The organism is Halomonas sp. 113, assembly GCF_904067645.1.
Classification (GTDB): Bacteria; Pseudomonadota; Gammaproteobacteria; order Pseudomonadales; family Halomonadaceae; genus Vreelandella; species Vreelandella titanicae.
On sequence record NZ_LR881453.1, the window covers coordinates 1178370 to 1199479 of the forward strand.

General features: G+C 55.0%; 19 protein-coding genes. 8 read left to right on the forward strand and 11 right to left on the reverse strand.

The window, feature by feature from the left end; genetic code table 11:
- Nucleotides 1–86: 86 nt before the first annotated feature.
- From YERSI8AC_RS05560 to YERSI8AC_RS05575, 4 genes are all read right to left on the reverse strand, one after another.
- Entirely contained in the window at nucleotides 87–1439 is a 1353-nt protein-coding gene (locus YERSI8AC_RS05560) for a NarK family nitrate/nitrite MFS transporter (RefSeq protein WP_009287177.1), read from the reverse strand.
- Nucleotides 1440–1782: 343 nt separating this feature from the next.
- Nucleotides 1783–2802, reverse strand: a complete 1020-nt coding sequence (locus YERSI8AC_RS05565) for a patatin-like phospholipase family protein (RefSeq protein ID WP_159176285.1) — start codon at nucleotides 2800–2802, stop codon at nucleotides 1783–1785.
- A gap of 103 nt (nucleotides 2803–2905) precedes the next feature.
- Nucleotides 2906–4030 (reverse strand): CZB domain-containing protein, encoded by a 1125-nt coding sequence (locus tag YERSI8AC_RS05570; RefSeq protein ID WP_201304193.1) that lies wholly within the window; start codon nucleotides 4028–4030, stop codon nucleotides 2906–2908.
- Between the two features lie 170 nt (nucleotides 4031–4200).
- A complete protein-coding gene (locus YERSI8AC_RS05575; RefSeq protein WP_159176287.1) occupies nucleotides 4201–4923 on the reverse strand; it encodes a murein L,D-transpeptidase catalytic domain family protein in 723 nt (240 codons plus the stop codon).
- 105 nt (nucleotides 4924–5028) lie between these two features.
- On the opposite strand from YERSI8AC_RS05575, the gene YERSI8AC_RS05580 reads away from it, so the two are divergent.
- Nucleotides 5029–6663 carry a L,D-transpeptidase family protein gene (locus YERSI8AC_RS05580; protein ID WP_159176288.1) on the forward strand — a complete coding sequence of 545 codons (1635 nt, stop codon included), beginning with the start codon at nucleotides 5029–5031 and terminating at the stop codon, nucleotides 6661–6663.
- 85 nt (nucleotides 6664–6748) lie between these two features.
- Here the strand turns inward: YERSI8AC_RS05580 and YERSI8AC_RS05585 are convergent, their stop codons facing one another.
- Entirely contained in the window at nucleotides 6749–8446 is a 1698-nt protein-coding gene (locus YERSI8AC_RS05585; protein ID WP_022520662.1) for a peptidoglycan DD-metalloendopeptidase family protein, read from the reverse strand.
- 435 nt (nucleotides 8447–8881) lie between these two features.
- On the opposite strand from YERSI8AC_RS05585, the gene YERSI8AC_RS05590 reads away from it, so the two are divergent.
- On the forward strand, nucleotides 8882–9805 hold the full coding sequence (locus YERSI8AC_RS05590; protein ID WP_027959901.1) for a LysR family transcriptional regulator: 924 nt from the start codon (nucleotides 8882–8884) through the stop codon (nucleotides 9803–9805).
- A gap of 89 nt (nucleotides 9806–9894) precedes the next feature.
- Nucleotides 9895–10887: a glutathione S-transferase family protein gene (locus tag YERSI8AC_RS05595; protein ID WP_022520660.1), complete on the forward strand. Its 993-nt coding sequence runs from the start codon at nucleotides 9895–9897 to the stop codon at nucleotides 10885–10887.
- 123 nt (nucleotides 10888–11010) lie between these two features.
- Here the strand turns inward: YERSI8AC_RS05595 and YERSI8AC_RS05600 are convergent, their stop codons facing one another.
- Together YERSI8AC_RS05600 and YERSI8AC_RS05605 are read right to left on the reverse strand one after the other, a co-directional pair.
- The gene (locus YERSI8AC_RS05600) at nucleotides 11011–11499 is read right to left on the reverse strand and encodes a PRC-barrel domain-containing protein (RefSeq protein ID WP_201304194.1); all 489 of its coding nucleotides are present in this window, start codon (nucleotides 11497–11499) and stop codon (nucleotides 11011–11013) included.
- Between the two features lie 153 nt (nucleotides 11500–11652).
- The gene (locus YERSI8AC_RS05605; RefSeq protein ID WP_141439734.1) at nucleotides 11653–11850 is read right to left on the reverse strand and encodes a CsbD family protein; all 198 of its coding nucleotides are present in this window, start codon (nucleotides 11848–11850) and stop codon (nucleotides 11653–11655) included.
- A gap of 253 nt (nucleotides 11851–12103) precedes the next feature.
- Here YERSI8AC_RS05605 and YERSI8AC_RS05610 point away from each other — a divergent pair, with 253 nt between their 5' ends.
- The 3 genes from YERSI8AC_RS05610 (at nucleotide 12104) to nfi (ending at nucleotide 14921) form a co-directional block, all read left to right on the forward strand.
- Nucleotides 12104–12292, forward strand: coding sequence for a hypothetical protein (locus YERSI8AC_RS05610; protein WP_039859330.1), 189 nt, complete (start codon nucleotides 12104–12106; stop codon nucleotides 12290–12292).
- Between the two features lie 91 nt (nucleotides 12293–12383).
- On the forward strand, nucleotides 12384–14099 hold the full coding sequence (locus YERSI8AC_RS05615; RefSeq protein WP_009287184.1) for a DEAD/DEAH box helicase: 1716 nt from the start codon (nucleotides 12384–12386) through the stop codon (nucleotides 14097–14099).
- A gap of 135 nt (nucleotides 14100–14234) precedes the next feature.
- Nucleotides 14235–14921, forward strand: a complete 687-nt coding sequence (gene nfi, locus YERSI8AC_RS05620; protein WP_022520656.1) for a deoxyribonuclease V — start codon at nucleotides 14235–14237, stop codon at nucleotides 14919–14921.
- Nucleotides 14922–14945: 24 nt separating this feature from the next.
- On the opposite strand, the gene YERSI8AC_RS05625 is transcribed toward nfi, so the two are convergent.
- The gene (locus YERSI8AC_RS05625; protein WP_159176289.1) at nucleotides 14946–15662 is read right to left on the reverse strand and encodes a glutamine amidotransferase; all 717 of its coding nucleotides are present in this window, start codon (nucleotides 15660–15662) and stop codon (nucleotides 14946–14948) included.
- Between the two features lie 136 nt (nucleotides 15663–15798).
- Between YERSI8AC_RS05625 and tpx the strand changes: the two genes are divergently transcribed.
- Nucleotides 15799–16299 carry a thiol peroxidase gene (gene tpx / locus YERSI8AC_RS05630; RefSeq protein WP_159176290.1) on the forward strand — a complete coding sequence of 167 codons (501 nt, stop codon included), beginning with the start codon at nucleotides 15799–15801 and terminating at the stop codon, nucleotides 16297–16299.
- On the opposite strand, the gene YERSI8AC_RS05635 is transcribed toward tpx, so the two are convergent.
- Together YERSI8AC_RS05635 and YERSI8AC_RS05640 are read right to left on the reverse strand one after the other, a co-directional pair.
- A complete protein-coding gene (locus tag YERSI8AC_RS05635) occupies nucleotides 16296–16979 on the reverse strand; it encodes a gamma-glutamyl-gamma-aminobutyrate hydrolase family protein (RefSeq protein WP_159176291.1) in 684 nt (227 codons plus the stop codon). The genes tpx and YERSI8AC_RS05635 overlap by 4 nt on opposite strands.
- A gap of 74 nt (nucleotides 16980–17053) precedes the next feature.
- On the reverse strand, nucleotides 17054–18064 hold the full coding sequence (locus tag YERSI8AC_RS05640) for an amidoligase family protein (RefSeq protein ID WP_009287187.1): 1011 nt from the start codon (nucleotides 18062–18064) through the stop codon (nucleotides 17054–17056).
- 127 nt (nucleotides 18065–18191) lie between these two features.
- Here YERSI8AC_RS05640 and YERSI8AC_RS05645 point away from each other — a divergent pair, with 127 nt between their 5' ends.
- On the forward strand, nucleotides 18192–20726 hold the full coding sequence (locus YERSI8AC_RS05645; protein WP_022520652.1) for a mechanosensitive ion channel family protein: 2535 nt from the start codon (nucleotides 18192–18194) through the stop codon (nucleotides 20724–20726).
- On the opposite strand, the gene YERSI8AC_RS05650 is transcribed toward YERSI8AC_RS05645, so the two are convergent.
- Nucleotides 20643–21074 (reverse strand): hypothetical protein, encoded by a 432-nt coding sequence (locus YERSI8AC_RS05650; protein WP_022520651.1) that lies wholly within the window; start codon nucleotides 21072–21074, stop codon nucleotides 20643–20645. The genes YERSI8AC_RS05645 and YERSI8AC_RS05650 overlap by 84 nt on opposite strands.
- Nucleotides 21075–21110 lie beyond the last annotated feature (36 nt).

A 21110-nucleotide genomic window follows, 5' to 3' on the forward strand; every position in this document is an offset into this window, starting at 1 on the left:
CCCATACCGTTATTCTCCCATACCATGCCGAAGCGTATGGGAGTGAACAGGAACGGTTATGGAAGTATGAGTGTACTGGAAAGCGCTTAGCGTAACGACAGAGCGCCCGCGCCTACATCATCACCTACTGCGTCGCTATACGCTTTGGCCTCTTCTGCTTCGGTAGCATCGCTAAAGCGTACCACCAACACACATGAAGCCAGGATCAGTACAGTGAGGCCTAAATAGAACAGACCTTGCTGATAGGTCAGGCTTTCGCTGCGGAACAGAAAGGCAGCGCCTACCGCGCCCACATTACCGCCAGCGCCGACTATGCCCGCCACGGCACCCAGCGCCTTTTTGTTGATAAACGGCACCACGCCAAAAGTAGCGCCTTCCGCCATCTGCACAAACAGGCTGAACACCAGCATTATACCTATCGCTAGACTTAATACGTGCATCTGCGAAAACGCTACCAACGCAATACCTTCGCAAACCAAGGCAATAAACAGCCAGCGAACGCGTCCTTTCAAGCCCCCTTGCTTAGCGAAAAGATCCGAGAAGACGCCGCCTAAAGTACGCGCAAAAATATTCATTAAACCAAACAGACCGGCAATCAGACCCGCGGTGGCCAGGGTAAGATCAAACTTATCAAAGAAGTAGATGGCGGCAATATTGTTGATCGTCAGTTCCACGCCAAAGCAGAGGCCATAGACAACGAACAGCGCCCAAACACGAATATCCTTGGCGGCGGCTAGAAAGCTTTGCGCGGCACCATTTTCTCCTGAAGCTTCAGGCAATTCGCCGCGTGCGCGCAGGTCACTGAAGTTGCCGTTGGGGGCATCCTGGGTAAAGAACCAGTAGCCAATGCCGGTAAAGAACATCACTACACCAGGCACCATCATCGCTAAACGCCAGCCAAAGGCTTCGTTAACGCCCAGCATCAGCATGCCCGAGAAGATTAGTGGCATCAGTATCTGCGTGGTGCCACCACCCAGGTTTCCCCAACCTGCGCTAGTAGCGTTGGCGGTACCGACCACATTGGGGGCGAACATCATCGAGGTGTGGTACTGGGTAATCACGAAGGAGGCACCAATGGCCCCAATGGCTAAGCGCGCCAATAGAAAGGTTTCAAAGCTATCGGCCAAGCCAATGCCCATCACCGGAATAGCGCCTAATATCAGTAGCCCGGTATAGGTTTTACGCGGACCGATGCGGTCACACAGTACGCCAATCGCAAGGCGCACAATGACCGTAATCGCTACCGAAGCGATAATCGTATTGCCGATTTGTGTTTGAGTCAGTGAAAGGTCTTCTCGAACAATCGCCATAAGAGGGGCGATGCCGAACCAGCCGAAGAAACAGATATGAAACGCGAACCATGAAAAGTGGAAAGCGCGCATCTGAGGAGTCGAGAAGTTAAGCAGCCGAATGCGGTTGGCTTTGTTGCGTATGTCCATGGGATGGCCTCACGGGGCATAAAACGAGTTAGTCGCTACGCAACGCAAACAAGTTAGCGCGTTACGCAAACAATTGACGAGAACATGCCTTCATCGTTGAAGGTCAGGCTCGACGCACTCGTACCCAGTTGGGCCTGGTCCACGCCTACCACCACTGGTAGGAGTTATGCAGGTAGTTTGCCAGTTGAATGTTTATTGCTAAAAATCAAAATCTTAATTTATTTTTTGTTGTGCGTGTTAGAGATGAGTGATCAAGTCTATGCTGCATGATTGGGCATGCAACGCCGATTTTGCGGCATCTTGGTGCTAGAAGGGTGCAATGGGCGGACTGAACGTGCAGCCATTATTCATGTAAATAGACGGCATCAATATCCAGTGTGGAGTGGCTACCAATCGCTTCAAAGTGTTCGCTTAACCAACGTTCAGCGGCAGCTTGTCCCTGCTCGAAAAGATGGCATAGAAAAGGCCACTCAGAATTGGATTTGCTGGAGACAGAGAGGCCCTCAAGTGCCTGCTCGCCGCTAATGCGGTGGAACAACGCCTGCTGGTAGCAGTTTTCAATGCCTTGCTCATCGAGGGTATGCTTAAGCAGCGCAATCATACGGATCTCTTTAATCAGTGCTGAGTTAAAGGTGATCTCGTTGAGGCGATTCATAATGGCCGATGCCGAGGTGGGGACTTCGTTACGGCTGATTGGGTTGATTTGTATCAGCAGAATATCCCGTGCGCTGCACTCCTCCATGAGAGGAAACAGGGCGGGGTTACCCATGTAGCCACCATCCCAATACGCTTCGCCGTCGATCTCCACTGCTTGGAATATAAAGGGCAAGCAAGCGGAGGCCATCACCGCGTCAACGCTCATCTCTTCACGGCGGAACACCCGCTGTTTACCCGTGCGTACGTTAGTGGCCGCGACAAACAGCTTAAGCTGTTGGCATTGCCTAACCCGCTCGAAATCAATATGTTCGGCCACGATATCGCGCAGCGGATTTATATTGAGTGGGTTGAGTTGGTAGGGGGAGGCCACACGGCTTAATAGGTCCATCGCAATAAAACCGGGCGAGTGATCCAGGCTCCAGTTGCCGGTCAATATGTCCAAGGGAGAGCGGCGGATGGTGCTGGCCATACCCGCGCGACTCACCGCTTGCCAAAAGTCGTGCAGTGCTTGCCGAGCGGTCTCTTTATCGCCTCTTGTGAGCGCATCGGCCATTACCACGCCATTCATTGCCCCGGCGCTGGTGCCGCTGATGCCCTCAATCTCAATGCGGTCATCTGCCAGTAGGCGATCAATGACACCCCAGGTATAAGCCCCGTGGGCGCCACCGCCTTGTAACGCGAGATCTAGCTTTTTGACCTGTGCCATATGCTTTTTCCCATTGCTGCTGGTGAGGAAAGTGGTTTTATTGCAACCAGCATGGCATAGGCGGCTAGATAAGACGAAAGGCTATTTAGCGTACAACGGCTATTTAAGGTGCGCCCGCAAGCGGTGAGTGATGATTGGTTGAATAGGGCGCCTCATACATGGCGTGCTCCATGAGGTTGTCCAACTGCAGGGCGAGCTGCTGGCTGGCTTCTTCCATGACTCCCAAGGCGGCCAGTTGACCATTGCGGTCGCCCAGACGGGCAAACTTAAGTGCTTCCGCGCCACTGTCATGCATACGGCGATGGGGTGCCGCCAGCGCTCGATAGGCCTCAGTGCGGGCGTAACGTTGGTGACCTTCTCCATGTTGATGCCAGCGCCCTAAACGGCATTGGTGATGGTCTTCTAGGGGAGTGTCTGTGTTGGCAGAGAGGAGCTGCTTATAAAGCCGACACTTCCACACCGCATGATCAAGCTTCGCGGAGTGTAAAAACGCAGCGGTGGCATTGTGATGAATCACCTTGTGCATATGCTGAGCTTGGTCAGCAAGCTGATGCACTGCCTGCTTGGCTGCTTGCGCGGAATGGGTAATCTCTTCGTCGGCCAGACGTTTTTTCACTACGGCCTGCGAGTGTTCTCTTACCTGGCTATTAATTTGCTCCATCAGTAGGCTGAGCTGATGGCTCAAGCTGTGCATAGTCAACGCTAAGCGGTGGACATCGTCTGCAATGGCTGCCAATCCTGGAGATTGCTGGCTAGCGGCATCGGTGCTGCCAAGCAGACCTTGGCTATGGGCCGTTTCGAGGGCCGTACTTACCGCTAACGCCTGGGCGTGGCCTGCACTACGGGCGAGAGCGACCTGTAGCTGGCTTAAGGCGTGCAGAGTTTTAGCTAACACTAATGGGGGTAACGCTTCGGTACGTTCAGTGTCGTGGCAGCGTTGGTCAAGGCTACTGACCGCCTGTTCAGCGGTGGCAATTAAATTAACCGTTTCCGTTAGGGTGGCCCGCTCGCCGGCAAGCTGATCCGCGTACTCCTGTATGCCACTATTGAGAGAAGCCAGCATATCCGCGCCTCTTGCCTGCAGCATGCCGATGGATTGTGCCGGTTTCATCAGGCTCAATAATCGACAACTGGGGGAGGGGGTAGCAGCGTCAAGCTGAATGCGTAACTCGGCAACTTCCTGTTCCAGGCGGCGAATTTTTTGGTACGGGTGCATAAAGGTGAACATGGCAGAGACACCTACGGCAGATAGCAATATTTTGTGTTAATTTGTCACAAAGTATTGCAGAGGGTTCCCCTGTGCGCCTGATTTAGCGGCCGAAAATGATAAAATTCAGCTACTGATTGCCTGTAAGACTGAGGTTGTTAACGTTCCCCTCATTAAGAGTCTGGGTAACATTAGCGCCGGGCTAGCTGTGCGGCGGTGGCCGTGCAGCCTAAAAACGCGGAGGTGGCCAGCCACTCGGCATCGGGATAATAAGCGAACACATACTGATCCTCTTTTAGACTGTCGATCAGCGGGTAAGTGACGTTTTCGCGTACCGCTGGACAGCCATGGCTGCGCCCGAGCCGCCCCGTTTGGTTGATAAAGGCGTCGCTTACATAGTCCGCGCCGTGGATCACAATAGCGCGCTCAAACGCCAAGTCATTGACGTTGGGTTCCAGACCCTCCAGGCGCAGTGAATAGCCGTTGCGCCCATAGTAGCTGTTCATAGTGCGAAATAGGCCAATGCTGGATTGATGGCTATCGGGGGTATTGGAAAACGTCTCTGCTTGGGCGTCGCCAGACCCCTGGCCGTGGGAGACCAGCTCTTCGAAGAGTAGCTTATGCTGGCGCAAATCAAATACCCACAAGCGCGGCTCGGTAGATGGCAGCGAGTAATCGATCACTGCCAAGCGCTCGGCATTAGGCTCGGCGCAGTTAAGCGCTTGGGCGGCTAAACGCAGCGCATCGGGCGAGGCCTGGGGGGCGAGCTGCAGCAACTGATGGTGTAAAGGCAGTATGCCGCGAGGTGGCGTTGAATCAACTTGGGCGAAGAAACTGGCAGCGTGGAGCGGTAATGTAAATAATATAAAAGGGAGAGAAAATAATAACGTGGCAACATTTAAACGAAGAGCCATAAAAGTCGATCCTACGAGCAATATAAGTCATTATAAAGATTAGCCGACTAATATAAAAAACAGGGTCGGCGATGTGGAAGACTATAGTAACGCAAGGAGAGGGCGATGAACGAGATACAGCCACTAAGACAATGGGCGATAGGGGTCGCTCTTTGTCTCACGCTTACCCACAGCCCTTTAGGCATTAGCTATGCGAATGCGGATTCAGCGCCGTTACAACAGGCGTTAGCCCAGCAATTAAGCGCGGTTGAGGCGCAGCGGCTACCCGTTACTGAGTTTTATCAACTGCGCGATGGGCAGCCCGCCTGGCAGGCAGCCGTGGCGGTTGAGTCTCTGGTTGCTGCGTTGAATAGCTTGGAAACCGATGGTCTAACACCCGAGGATTACCACGCTGATACACTGATTGATGAGTTCCAGCGCAGTCAGGCAAGCAGTCAAGCCGCTCAGGCGTCGTTTGATATTAAAGCAACTCGAGCGTTGCTGCTGGCGCTGGATCATTTAGAACGCGGTAAGGTGAACCCGCGCGATGTCGAACCCCAGTGGGATGCGCCGCGCCCTGAGCGTCGCTACTCACTGCTGCGTGTGGTGCATGCCGTCGATGACCGCTCGCTTGATAACGCGATCGCGCTGGCTCGGCCCTCGTCTGCTGAATATCAGCAACTGCGCGATGCCTTGAAGCAGCATTATCAGTTGGCTAACCTGGGCAGCGTGCCCTACTTGGCTGCGCGAGAAGAGTCGTTGCGGCCAGGCGATGAAGCCGACGATGTGAGCGTGCTGCGCCAGCGCCTGGCACTATGGGGAGAGGCTGAGTTACAGGTGGCGGATAGCAGCGCCTATCCATTAATCGGTGTACAAGCCGGGTCGAATCGGCGTGCCTTTGATGCACCGCTGGAAGCCGCTGTGAGGCGTTTCCAGCGCCGTCATTTGCTGCAGGAAGATGGTGTAGTGGGCGAACAAACTCGCTTGGCGTTGAACACCTCAGTGGCGTCGCGAATCGACCAGCTGCGGGTCAATTTAGAGCGCGCGCGGTGGATCCGTCCGATGCAGTCTGCTGAGCCACGAGTATGGGTTGATATTGCAGGCTACCGGATGCACTACGTGCGCCCTAACGGCCAGCACTGGGACGCCCGTGTGGTGGTAGGAACCCCGCGGCGCGAGACGCCGATTATCCACTCTACGATCAGCCATTTAACCATTAATCCTTCCTGGACAATCCCGCCGACGATCATGCGCGAGGATGTGTTGCCCCAGGTGCGTGCCGATATCGACTACTTGGCGCGTAAAAACATCCAGGTGATTAGCCCCATGGGCGAACCGCTTGCTGCGGAGGAGATCGACTGGCAGCGTCCTGGCGGCGTTATGTTGCGTCAGGTAGCGGGTACAGGTAACCCGCTAGGTCGCGTCGTGGTACGGTTTCCCAACGATGACATGATCTATTTGCACGATACCCCCGCGCGTGGATTGTTCCGGCGTGATCAGCGTGCACTTAGTTCAGGCTGTATTCGGGTTGAAGGTGTGACTGAGCTGGCGCAAATGCTGCTGCAAGACACCGGCAGTCGTTATCAAATGAGTACGCTGTTAAAAGGAGGGAGTGATCGCAATGTGAGCTTATCTCAGCGTATTCCCATTGCGCTGCATTATTTGACCGCGTGGCCAAATGCCGAAGGCGAGGTGGAGTTTAGACCTGATATCTACCGCCGGGATGCAACGCTACTGGCCGCGCTGCAGCGGTCAGTCTAGACAGTTGAAAATACGTAAGCCAACGCAAAACACCGCCCAGTGGCGGTGTTTTGCGTTTGAGTACACGGTAGCTATATAGCGGTCGCTAGTCGTCGCTCTCCTGCCGATAATTAGCCACGCTAACCGGGCCTGTTTCGCCGCTTTCCAGCGCCGCCAATATGGGTGCTGCCTGATTCTGGAACGCAATAAGCGTATCGCCGCTCAAGCTGGTGTTTTCGGGCAGGGGAACCGTCATCGCATTGACCGGTGAGTTGTTGACGATGACTTCGTAGTGCAGGTGAGGGCCGGTGCTGCGGCCTGTATTGCCTGATAGCGCGATACGCTCGCCCATTGTTACACGTTCACCTTGCTTCACCAGCGGCCGGGAGAGGTGCAGGTAGCGCGTCCGGTAGCCATTGTCATGACGGATGACGACATAGCGTCCTGCGGCGCGATGGTTGCTCACTCGTTCCACAACACCGTTAGCGGGAGCCGTTACCGGCGTGCCAATCGGCATAGCAAAATCGGTACCGTTATGCGGGCTAGTGCGGCCGGTTACTGGATGCTTACGGCGCGGATTGAAGCTGGAGCTTAAACGGTAGTTGCCTTCAAACGGGTGGCGCGCAAAGGCAGGATCCAGGCTACCACCCTCAGGTGTATAGAAGTTATCGTCGCTGGCATTACGCACAACGGTTAAGTCCATGCGTTCGCCGTTGTAATGAACAGCCAATACACGGGAATCTAAAGTTTCACCATCGATCATGTCTGACTCGACCAGTACCTGGAAACGATCGCCGCGGCGGCTGTCACGCCGAAAATCGAGTTTCTTTTCGAGTAGTTTCGTCAGTTCTGTTACCGAGCCGCTGTTCAAACCTGTCGCCTGGGCGGAGCGCGCAAAGCTACCGCTGACGCTACCGGCATAGAGGCGCTGAACAGGTTCTCCTTGGCGTTCAATCGTGGTGATGGCGAAGTGGTCTGCGTCCTTCTCCAGCAGTATGCCGTCACGGGTGTTTTTCATCATGCGTAGCGACAATAAACGCCCATCTTCATCCAGCTGATAATCAAAGCTGTGCCCGGCGCGCCAATTGGTTAGCATGCGCGGGTCAGGTAAATCCTCCAGCAGAGCCATCACTTCGCTATAGCCTAGGCCTAATTCGTTTTGTGCCAGTACGGCAAAAGTTTCGCCGGATTCAACAATGTGGGTTTCCCACTCAGGTACAAAGGGCTCTTCAGCTGCCAGCTCTAAATCCAGAAAGGAGATATCATCGAATAGCTCAACGCCATAATCCTCATAAGAGGTAGCGTCGGCAATTTCGACGGAAGAGCTGTTGTCTACATTATTATCCAGCATGCCGCTAGCCAATGTGCCTAGCACAATTGCCATATGCAGCGCACCGTCATCGAGACCACCGCTTTCCAGTGCTGCGGTATTCGGTACCGTGACGTCGCCGCCCAAAGCCGGCTGGTTCGCCATGTCGGCCTCTGCGCTGGCAATGACGTCAAGATCAACGATCTCGGTTGCGGTGAGTTCACTGAGGGGGATATTTTCGCGGGTCGCGTCGAGGGCGCGCGAGGCGCGATCGATCGCATCTGCTACCGGGGTGCGTTCTTGATGCAGGGAAGGGACGCCCGGAGTAGAGTCGCTTGGGAGCGGTACTAGCACGCTTTCAAGCGGTGTGTTTAGTTGAGTTAAATCTTGGTATGTCGTCAATAACTTTTGTGTGCCCAGCACGGTGACCATTGTGGCCACGGGTAACAGTAATAATTTGTGCGTACGGGGCAGCGAATGGAGGATTCGCAACATGGGTAAATGGACCGCCGAGTTCGTGATTAAAAGTAACTATTAAGCGAATAAACCCGGAAACCATACCCCATGGAGGCAGGGGTGCATAGACTGTATATCTATACATAAAGCGTAATTAAATACAAAAATAGCACTAACAGACAGAGATTACTATTTATAAACAGCGTTTGCTAACAAATGTAACCAGTGAGGCGTGCTAACTAAATAATCTGTGTTAACTATAGACGAAAACTACGCTTTTAAAAGCTAAAGTATAATCTGTGTCAAATATTTTCCCGCTGGATAGAAATGACGTGCTCTTTTACCTGCGACCAGCAGTTAATCTCAAGCATTTTGTAAGCATGGGCGGAAGTGTTAGCTGTTTCCTGGCATTCTAGCCATGTTTTTTCGAACATTAAGCGCATTGTTTCGCTGTATTGCGTTGAGGAAATCGAAATGTCCCGGGTAACACTTTCACAATGGCAAATGTTGGCCGCCGTGGTTGACCACGGTGGATTTGCGCGTGCGGCAGAGGCGGTACATAAAAGCCCCTCCACGCTGAACCATGCCGTTCATAAATTAGAAGAGCAGCTAGGCGTGCAGGTGCTGGAGCCTATTGGCCGACAAGTACGGTTAACCGAAGCGGGCGAGCTGCTGCTTCGGCGCGCGCGTCAATTAATAGAGAGCGCAGCGTCACTTGAAGATGTCGCCACCCGGCTAGCCGCTGGTTTAGAAGCGGAAGTGGTAGTGGCAATCGATCAGGTGTTTCCCGCTGCTGCTCAAGCTAAAGCGCTAGAGCGATTCTCTGAAACGTACCCGCAGGTGCGCGTGCAGTTGCACGAGAGTGTTCTCAATGGCGGCATTGAGATGCTCTATGATGGCCGCGCAGACTTGGTAGTCTCCGGCATTGAGGCGCAGGGCTTCTTGGGCGAGCCGTTGGTCACGGTGCGCTTTGTTGCCGTGGCGCATCCCCAGCATGCGCTACATCAATTGGGCCGCTCGTTGGATTTGCGCGATCTAGCCCAGTATCGGCAGTTGGTGGTGCGTGATTCAGCGCTGCGCCAATCAACCAATGCTGGCTGGTTGAAAGCCGAGCAGCGTTGGACCGTCAGCCACCTCAATACCTCACTGGATATGCTAAGGCGTGGCTTGGGGTTTGCCTGGATGCCGGAAACACGAATTGCGGAGGAGTTAAACAGCGGGCAATTAAAGCCGCTGCCACTACCCGCGGGCGGTATTCGTGAAGTGCCGATTCAGATGATTTTTCGCGACCGAGACCGGGCAGGGCCAGCGGCTCATGCGATGGCCGCCGCACTGAAACAGGCCGTGGTGAGCGAATGCGCGCTGAATGATTCGACTGACTCGAATGAAAGGCCGTAAAACATCCGCTTGAGCGTTCCTGAAGCGGGCGTATGCTGAAGAAAAGAACGTAATTGTTAGCACCTCTAATGACTTTCAGGAGACGCCCAATGGGATTACTGGTAAATGGCAAGTGGCAAGACCAGTGGTATGACACTAAAAAACACGGCGGCGAATTTGTTCGTGAGTCCGCTCAGCTTCGTGACTGGGTGGGCAGCCATCCGGAGACTGACGGTGACTGCTACCCAGCGGAAAAAGAGCGTTATCATTTATATGTCTCGCTAGCCTGCCCCTGGGCGCATCGCACGCTGATTATGCGTAAGTTGAAAGGGCTAGAGCCGTTGATCGGCACGTCCCATGTTAGCCCCTTGATGCTCGACCAAGGCTGGACGTACCGTCAGGACGAAGGTGCCAGTGGCGACCCCGTTAACGGCGTCGACTACCATCACCAGCTGTATACCATGACCGACCCCCACTATACCGGGCGTGTCACCGTGCCCGTGCTATGGGACAAACAGCGCAGCGCCATCGTTAATAATGAGTCTGCAGACTTGCTACGTATTTTTAACCGTGCGTTCGATGAATTGACCGGCAACGACCTAGATTTTTACCCAGAAGATCTGCGCGGTGTCATTGATGACGTAAACGCCGATGTTTACGACCACATCAATAACGGCGTTTATAAATCAGGCTTTGCCACCGAACAGGCGGTTTATGAGAAGCACGTGAAGGCGTTGTTTGACGGTCTAGAGCGTATGGAAGCACGCTTGGCCGAGCATCGTTACTTGGCGGGGGAGTGGTTAACCGAGGCGGATATTCGTCTCTTTACCACGCTGATCCGGTTTGACGCGGTTTACTATGGCCACTTCAAATGCAATTTTAAGCGCATTGAAGATTATCCCAATCTTTCCAATTACGTGAGGGAAATCTATCAGTGGCCGGGAGTGGCGGAGACCGTCAATATGGATCACATCAAACGCCACTACTATTATAGTCACGACACGATTAACCCAACGCGAATCGTACCTGCTGGGCCCCTACTCGACCTTGAACGGTCTCACGACCGGGAGCGTTTACCGGGGCAGGGCGTGCGGCGTAAATAGATGCGTATCGCTAGCTAGCAAAAAGGGCCGCCCAGTTGGGCAGCCCTTTTTCTAATGCTGAGATTCTACTGCTAGCGTTTCGTTGCTATTAAAAACGTTGCTATTAAAAACAATGGGGAACCGTTAGCCATTATCATCGATATCTAACGCTTCACGGGTACGCTGCCAAGCGCTTTCAGCTCCCTCTTGGGTAGTTTGCCAGGCATCGCGAGCGTTGGCTTTAGTCTGTTCCCACCACTCGTTATTGTAAGCCGGGAAGGCTTCGACTTCTTCCTGGCTGGCTTCGACCATAATGCGATGTTCTGTATCACCATCGGCGTCCGTTTCGGTTTCGAGGGTGAAGTAGTCGGTATCAACAACGATCTCGCGGCCGCCGAGGCCCAGTACTGAACCGCTTTCGATCACAATCGCGGTAATGCGCATCTCTTCATCAAACAGGATGTCATCGACGTCACCAATCTCTTCACCGGAACCGCTGGCAAAATAGACCTCTGCATCAAGAATGTCGTCGGCAGAATACATGCCCTGGGGCTCATCCTGTGCGTGAGCATTCATGGCAACGCTGCCCATAAGGGCGGTACCGATAACGGTTGTGAGGATTGTCTTACGCATAGCATCTCTCCATGTGGCTACGATAGATAATAGATCTGTGTGGCTGCAGGTACTGGAGGGGATAACATAACCAGAACCACCAGCACATTGTGTTGCTAAAAAACCGACCTACCAAAACGGAAATGGTGTAATTAAAGGGGGCTTATAAGGCTATTACTGCTTATCAGCCCAGTCATCGGCTTGACGCTCTGCTTCTTCGCGCTCTAGGCCGTACTTCTGCTGAAGCTTGCCTATCAATTGATCCTTTTTACCACCGATCTGATCCAACTCATCGTCGGTGAGCTCGCCCCAGCTTGAGCGTGCCTTACCCTTCATCTCTTTCCATTTGCCTTCAATTTGATCCCAGTTCATTGCATCGCTCCTTGAGAATAGTGAACTTGATTAGGCACTTTTTCAGGTTAGACCATATGTGCATGAGCGCAAGTCCTTGTTTCACTGTGGTGTAAGTTAAAAGTACTGGTCAGACGCCAAATGCAATGGTAGGATGCGCGCTCCTCGCATGTGTTGACCCCTCCATCACGACGGTAAGCGTTTAACTGCATAGTTATTAATGAGTAGATGTTAATAGTTATTTGTAGTGTCGCTTGCGGGAACATCTCGCCAATTGCTAGATGTTCATTGCTGTGTAGATGGCGCGCCTCCAGTATTTCACCAAACGGGTGAAATCGGCGCAGAAGGTCGCCACAACGGTTGGCCCGCTAATGCGTTGTTTGCCAACCGGATGCTAGGTGCGACCGGCGTCTCCGACTCCACTGATGGCTTTGACCGCTACGGCGGTGCCTGTTATCGATAATGACCATTCTTCATGTCGTTGTGCGATGACTGAGTCAGAGACGCTTATGATGTTTTTTGCCGGTACTTGCCGGCCTACCAAGGTGTGATTAATGACCTCGACTTCTGTCGCCTCGCCGAGCTTCGGCGATCTGGCTCTTTTGCCTGCCGTTCTGTCTGCTGTTGAATCACAGGGCTACCTCGTTCCCTCGCCGATTCAGGCACAAACTATTCCTGCGTTGCTTGAAGGCCGCGATATGCTGGGCCAGGCCCAGACGGGTACCGGCAAAACCGCAGCGTTTGCATTACCGTTACTGTCACGTTTAGAGCTGACTCGCCGTGAGCCCCAAGTGTTGGTTATGGCGCCAACCCGCGAATTGGCTCAGCAAGTAGCTGCCTCGTTTAGTAAATATGGCCAAAACCTGAAAGGTCTCGAAGTTGCGACCCTATGTGGTGGCCAAGAGTACCGTGAACAGCTGGGCGCCCTTAAGCGTGGCGCGCAAGTGGTTGTCGGTACCCCCGGCCGGATTATCGACCACCTGGATCGCGGTAGCCTGAAGCTTGATGGCCTCTCCGCCCTAGTGCTGGACGAAGCTGATGAAATGTTGCGCATGGGCTTTATCGACGACGTAAAACGCGTGGTTGCCGATACCCCGAAAGATGCTCAGCGTGTGTTCTTCTCAGCGACACTGCCCACTGAAATCGAGCGCATCGTTAACCGTTACTTGGTTAACCCAGTGAAAGTCGCGATTGAGTCGGGCACCACGACCGGCGAAAACATCGAACAGCGCATTGTGCGTGTTGATGGTGGCGCTAAGCTTGAAGCTCTTTCGCGTATTCTTGAAGTCGAGCCGGTCGATGGGGCCATCGTCTTTGTACGTACCCGTGCCGCTTGTACCACGCTCGTTGAGCAGTTGACTGCTCGTGGCGTTAACGCTGCTGGCCTGTCCGGTGATCTCGATCAGAGCCTGCGTGAGCGTACTATTACGCGCTTGAAGCGTGGCAAAGTCGACGTACTGATCGCTACCGATGTAGCTGCCCGTGGTCTTGACGTGTCGCGTATCACTCACGTTATCAACTACGATCTGCCTCAAGATGCAGAGGCTTATACGCACCGTATTGGCCGTACCGGTCGTGCGGGCCGTAGCGGTATCGCGATTACCTTTGCTGGCTTCCGTGAAGGCCGCAAAGTGGGCTGGATGGAGCAGGCAACCGGTCAGAAAATGACCGAAATGCCGCTACCTGATGAAGCCGCTATTCGTGCCCATCGCGATGACGTCTTCTATCAGCGTGTTATCGCCTCCTTAACGAAGGGCGCCGAAGAGCAGCGTGCGCTGATTGAGCGTCTGATCGAAGAAGGCCATGACCCGATCGAGCTGACTTGTGCGTTTGCCGCTATGGCGCGTGCTGACGAAGCGCCGATCGGTCGCCTTCAGGCGCCGCGCAAAGAGAAGCCCTCGCGTGATGGAGCGTCTGGCGGTAAGCCGGGAGCACGCCGCGAACGCACTGGTGCACCAACTGAAGGTATGACGCGCTACCGCGTATCGGTTGGTCATAAAGATGGCGTCAAGCCTGGCCAACTAGTTGGTGCCCTCGCCAACGAAGGCGGCATTGAAGGCGCGCGTATCGGTCGTATCGATATTCGCAACGCTTTCTCTGTGGTCGAACTGCCGAGCGGCTTGCCCTCGACGATTCTGACCAAGATGGCCCGTGCCCGTGTGGCCGGTCGTCCGTTGGAAATCAGCGAAGACAGCGCACCGGCAGAGCGTGCACCGCGCCGCCGTCGCGACGAAGGCGATGCGCCGGTTCGTCGTCGCGAACGCGCCTAAGTCTTCACCACTATAAGGATTAATCAGCTGCCGCCAAGCGGCAACTGAGAAGATCTCGACGCCCTCGTACCGTTACTGGTGCGAGGGCGTTTTTTTGCTACCTTATTCACCATTAACCGTTTCAAGGAGGAAACCATGTCCGCACCACTACACGAATGGAATCTGGCACCCAAGGAAGCGATGGCGCTGCAGTTGCAGTTGGCGAGGCGATTGGAACTTACTGATCGCCTAGCGCCGATAACGCATATCGCCGGGGTGGATATTGGCTTCGAAGAGGGCGGCGAAATCACTCGGGCAGCGGTGGTGGTATTGAAATGGGATCCTGCCACCGCACCCGATTTAAGCGTGGTGGAACAGGTCGTTCATCGCGAGCCCACCCGAATGCCGTATATCCCCGGCTTGCTTTCGTTTCGAGAAATCCCCGCCGCGCTAGGCGCGTTTGAAAAACTCAGCGTGATGCCTGAACTGGTGATGGTCGACGGCCAGGGGATTGCACACCCACGCCGGTTAGGCGTGGCGGCTCACCTAGGGCTATGGCTCGATCTACCTACCATCGGTATTGCCAAGTCACGCCTATATGGCCAACACGCCGAGGTGGGCGAGCAGCGCGGCGACTGGGTGCCACTCTCCGCGGGGCAGGAAACCATTGGTGCCGTTTTGCGTTCCCGCACCAAGGTCAAGCCCGTGTACGTATCACCTGGCCACCGGATCACTTTAGAAACCTCGCTGGCCTGGGTGTTGCGCTGCTTGGGGCGTACCAAGCTACCTGAGCCAACACGGCTGGCAGATCGGCTGGCCTCACGGCGTGATCTGCGTAAGTAGCTTTCGATTGCCAATGGTTAAGGGCTATACAAACGCTAAAAAACGTCGCAGTAGGCTGGAGGCCTCTTGGCAGTCAGTAATGTTCGCCAGCAGGGTGTCGGGCTCTTCGCCTTGGTCGCGTAGGGCGGCGCGTTGGCGTTCAAGGTAGGCGCGCATCACCGGTGCCGTAAATTCCGGGTGAAACTGCACGCTCCACTGGCGCGGGCCGTAGCGCAGCGCCTGGTGGGCGTCGTGGCTGTTATGGGTCAGCACCGTGCAACCTTGGGGCGCCTGCATCACCGACTGGGCATGGGTCAGGTGGGCGGCAAAGCTCTCCGGTAGTTGGCTAAACAGGGGGTCTTGTTGGCCTGCTTGAGTGAGCCGCACGGTGCGTGTGCCGGATTCACGGCCTGCCGGATGGTAGTCACTCACGCCACCAAAAGCGGCGGCCATTAACTGGTGGCCATAGCAAACGCCTAGCATGGGAATGTCGTTTGCCAGCGCCTCCTTCAGCCACGGCTTCAGTGCTTCGCTCCAGGGTTCGGCCTCGCTGACCATACTGTGCGAACCTGTAATCACAATACCCGCGAGTGTATTAAGTTCAGGAGCGCTGGGTTGGCGGGTTGCATCCCACACCTGTAGTTCTAAATGCGCGGGCAGCGCGGTGCTAAGCTGCTTTATAAATAGCGTTTCAAAATCACCGTGCTGGTCGACGACTTCCGGAAAAGCGTCGCCGGTTTTAACGATCAATACACAGGCCATATCACTCCCTCGGTATGATGAAACGCAAACATTGAACAAAGGCCTTTCAGGAAGAGCGCAAAGGCGTGAAGATAGCCTACCATGGCTGCTTAAATGGTAAGAACGCATTAATTATGAACATCATAAGGAGACAATAATGCAACAGGTTACCCGCGCAGGCGAACCGCTGGATGTGGCTGGCACATTGCCAGCAAAAGGGCAGGCGGCACCGGCGATGACGCTGACCAACACCGATCTGCAAGACGTTACGCTCGATACGTACGCAGGAAAGCGTAAAGTGCTCAATATCATCCCCAGTGTGGATACGCCCACTTGTGCCATGTCCACGCGTCACTTTAACGAGCTGGCGTCTAACCTTGCCGACACCGTGGTATTGGTCGTCTCAGCGGATTTACCCTTTGCAGCCAAACGCTTTTGTGGCGCGGAAGGATTGGATAACGTCGAAACGCTGTCTACTTTCCGCCACCCCGAGTTTCGCGAAGCCTGGGGCGTAGCACTGTGCAACAACTCCATGGAAGGTCTTTGCGCCCGTGCAGTCGTCGTACTGGATGCCGATAACCGCGTGCTGCACAGCGAGCTGGTGAGCGAGTTGAAGAACGAGCCTGATTATGATGCTGCCTTGGCGGTGCTGAGCTAGCTCATATGCCGTGTAGCATACCGCTCTGACGCCCTCACCAGCGCGCGAATCAAGCGCTGCTGGGGGCGATTGAAAATCAGCCACTCCGGGTGCCACTGCACGCCAATCAAGAAGTCGTGCTCCGGTGACTCAATGCCCTGCACTAGGCCATCCCGGTCGCGTGCAACGATTTCAATCCCTCTGCCTGCCTGATAAACGGCTTGATGATGCAGGCTGTTAACCCGACACCAGGTAACTCCTAGCAGGCGATGCAACTTACTTGCCCCCACGATATCAACGGTTTTGCGCGGCAGAACGGTGCGTCGCCGTTTTAACCCTTCGTGGGTGGTGTAGATATCGGGATCCAGTGTGCCACCAAGATGCACGTTGATTAATTGTGCCCCTCGGCAAATACCCAGCACCGGTGTATGCAGCGGAATAAAACGTTCAAGCAGGGCTAGCTCCAGCTCATCCCTTGCAGGATCTAAACGAACATCTAATTGTACTTCGCCGCCGTAGAGGTGGGCCTGAATATCGTCGCCGCCGCCAATGATCAAGCCGTCAAGGCTTTCCGGCTGCGGGCGCGAAGGCGATAACCGCAACGGTTTGCCGCCATGCCGCCAGACGGCGAACCAATCAAACCACCACGCTAAGTGGCTTTTTTGGTCAGAGGTAGTAATTCCGATAAGCGGCCGAGTCATGTGGATAGTTACTCACTGTGACAGGAAATGAAGAATGCTAAACGGGTTTTATATAGCTGGGCTCTACAACACAATCAGTGTTCGCGGCGAAGCAAACGAACTAGTTTTTCTTTTACGCGGGTCAGCATCGGTCGGTTATGGTCGGCGATATATTCAGCGCAGCGAGCGAGTAACACCTCAGAATTAGCGGCAAGTTTCTCGACTTCCACCCAGCGATTCCACTCGGTCACTGAGCCCCACCCCGGTTGGGAAAGCTGAGCGTTGGGTAAGCGGTAGTGAAAGGTGGGGCGCGGCTTGGTAAGCTGCGTATGCAGCAATTCATGAGAGTGGTCGGGGCGTAGATAGGCAAATAGCGGCAGCATATCCAGCTCGCGATTGCGCGTGGGATTATGGTGCAAGTAGTCGTCAATTAACGTGTCGAGATCAGGCGAATAGTGGCTATCCAGTATTTTTAACGCATAGGCTTTGTGAAATGGATTCGCGTGGGGCAGCATCTCACGGGTAATATCGACTTTAATTTCGTCGCGCAGCCAGCCAGCCAGCAGCAGGTACGCACGCAGCATGGCTAGCAAATAGTCAACGTCGAAGCGCTCCGCTTCAGGGTTTAGGTGTAAGCCGAACCCATACAGCAGGCTGGCATCGGTGCCCTTAGCGCCATGCTCTCGTAGTGTCTCGAACAGCGCGTCTAAATCTTCCAGCTCATTCCAAGGTATCGGTGGGCAAACGATTTCGGTAGGCACCAGGCCTGTGACCATGTCGCCAATCAGCTCGCGGGTTTTGTGATGGAACTCGACCCGGCGTTGATGCTGATGGCGCGCCCACTCGCTATCTTCTGGGTGAGGGTCGTCGGCCAGCGATTTGTCGGGATGCGCGTATTGGGTGTCGAGCTCGATACCAAATTCTCCCCAGCGGGTATCCTCAACGAGTAGCCGATGGGGGCTTACCACGTTAAGCTCCCCGCCAAACAGTTCACGTACGATCATCGCCGTGTCTCGGGGCGGCAGGCCAGCGAACTCGATTTCAATGCCAACGTGCCGGATTTTCCCCTGGCTGTTTAAGCGGTTAGGTGGAGCTTGTAGCGTCATCTCGGCGTCCTTGAGGTGAACGTTTAAGTCTTCAGCCTATCATAGTCACGCGTTGAGACTGAGCGTATTAATAGCGGCGGCAAATGATAAGCAGGACGCCATCTAAGCTAATTTTCAGGAGTAAGGCGTGCGACAGCACTGGTTAATCAATTCGTTAATAGGTTTTGTCTTGTTTGTATTGGCAAGCCTAGCAATGACGAGCATGGCAATCACTCAGGCCCAGGCGCAAACGGTGTCGCTGCCCGGCCTGAGCAGCGGTTCCGAAGAGGAAAGCGCTGACGTTAGCGGTGAAGAGTTTCAGAAGTCGCTCACTGACGTCATCACCATGCTTGAAAACGAAGAGCGGCGCACAGAGTTGCTTAAATCGCTACGCGAATTGCAAGTAACCGCAGACGCTGCCAGCGCAGATGAGGGCGTAGTACGCCAGGGATTACTGGGTGCTCTCGCCGATACCTTAAGTGACCTGGGTGATCAGGCCCAGGCGGGGGATTCGCCGGTTGATCAGTGGTCACGCCAGCTGGTTCAGGGCGTAGATGATTTGCGCGCGCTTAACGATGATGCCGACCAGGGGGAAGCGATTCGAGCGGTTGCCGAAGGGGCGGTGCTGGCCTTGGTTTGGGGCGTACTGTTGGTGCTGATGATTGCCTTTGGGCGCATGATCGCTACCCGGCGTGAGTGGCCGTTGGATCTGCCTCGGGATCCCAAGGGCTGGCTGATGGCAGTGCACTTTTTGCGCCGCATGCTGCCCTGGGCACTGTCGTTTGCCATTACCTTGGGGATTGGCCAGGTGCTGCCCGATAGCCCTGGGCGTACGCTGGTATTGGTAGTGGCCTATATCTGCCTGTGTGGCAGGGCGCTATCGGTGGTGTTTGAAACAGTCATCGCGTTCTTTAGCCGTGGCCATCGTTTTACTGCGGTTCAACTGCTTCAACAGCGTGCGCTGCGCGGGCTGTTTGTGATTGGTGCTTTGATTGCGCTTGGCGACGCGGTCAACTCCACTCGTCTCGTTGAAATGCTGGGTAGCGAGCTGTCGAGCCTAGCCTCTGTGCTTTCCAATATGCTCGCAGCGTTGCTTGCAGCGCGGTTTATTCTCAAGTTTAAGCGCCCCGTGCGCCACCTGATTTGCAACCGGCCCTTCAAGCAGCGGCGTGACGCCAGCACCGCGGTCGAAATGATTCGCTCCCTGGGGGGGCTATGGCACATACCCGCGCTGCTGTTGGTGAGCGGTTCGCTGCTGGCGATTTTTATCACCGTGGGCGATGTGGGCACTGCTCTGGCGCGCTCGATTATTTCCGCCAGCCTGCTGGTACTGACACTGGTAGTCACCGGGTTGCTGCGCCGCCAAGCGGAACGGATGGGCAAGCGTCGCCACCGCCGCCGTTATAGCCAATATCGCAAACGTTTAGAGCGCTTCGGCTTCGTGTTGGCGCACATCTGCTCGTGGATGGTGTTTGCCGAACTCTCAATGCAGGTGTGGGGCAGTTCGTTCTTCGGTTTGGGCCAACAAGCCGTGGCCAGCGCGCGGATTGGCCAAGCGCTGGTTAGCTTGGGGGCCACGGTGTTGCTTGCATGGCTGGTATGGATATTTGCCGATACCGCCATTCAGCGAGCGCTAACATCGTCAGCCCGTTCACGTGGGCGGCGGGTCAATCAGGCCCGGGCGCAAACCATCACGCCGATGATCCGCAACGTCATCTTTGTAACAATTCTGATTATTGCCGTTATCGCCGGGTTGGCTAATTTGGGTGTCAACGTCACACCGCTGCTGGCGGGTGCTGGTGTGATCGGTCTGGCGATCGGTTTTGGTGCGCAAACGTTAGTGCAGGATTTGATTACCGGTATTTTTATCTTGATCGAAGATTCGTTAGCGGTCGATGACTTCGTGCAGATCAATAACCATATGGGCACGGTCGAGGGGCTGACGCTGCGCACTGTGCGGCTACGCGATTTGGATGGCATTGTGCACATCATCACCTTTAGCCGCATTGAGTCGATTCATAACATGTCCCGCCAGTTCGGCATCGCGCTGATGCGAATACGCATTCCGTTTGATATGAAAATCGACGATGCGATTACGCTGATGCAGGAGACTGCCCAGGAGCTGCGCCGTGATCCGATGATGCGCCACTACATCTGGTCGCCGCTGGAGATGCAGGGCGTTCAGGGTTTTGAAGATGGCTGCCCCATTTTACGCATGCGCTTTCGCACCGCGCCGGAGATGCAGTGGGATGTCTCGCGGGCGTTTAACCTGTTGCTGAAGCAGCGTATGGAAGCTCAAGAGATTGACCTGGGCGTGCCGCGTCTTAGTGTCAGTATGGAAGCACGCGCTGAAGACCGCATGGAGGCGACCGCGGGTACTTCATTCTCTTTAGAAGAGGGCTCGCAAGAACAAGCTGGGCAAGAAAACACTTCGCCTGAGAGTGAACAAGGCAAGCATAGCGCGACGCAAGCAAGTGACTTCAACCCACAGGAGCATAAGAAACCAACACCTCCGAAGCCCGCGCCGCGTCCGACAAAAGCTGAGATTCGCCAGGATGAACAGGCACGCAGGCACGATAATACGAATAATCGTGCTGCGTCACATCGGCAAAAGCCCCAGGCACAGGGCAAGCCCCAGAGCGATTCCTATGCCAGCCCCGGTGGCGAACACGGCGATGAGTAGCCACGGGCCCCGCCAGCGGCGCCAACGGTTGTACAACGAGACCGCGTGGCTAACGCGGTCGACCAGTTCGTCGTGACGGGAAATGGCGTGATCCGGCGGCAGCGAAAAGTCGTTGGCGACATCGCCCTGCCAGTGGGCGCCGTGGCTGAGCCCCAGGCGCGCTCGTAGCTTTCCGATATCGCTGACGGTGTCGTGCAGCGTATCGTAGGTTTCGCGGCGTTCGGCAACCGCGAACACCGCCTCGGCATCCTGGCGTAGCGCGCTATGCTGGCAGCTAGCCACGGCTTGGCTGATTTCTTGTTCGTTGGCCTCGGGGGAAACCGCGAGGCGCTGGTACAAATCGCGCATAGGGTCAATTTATTCTCATGGGCCAGTGCATCCTGC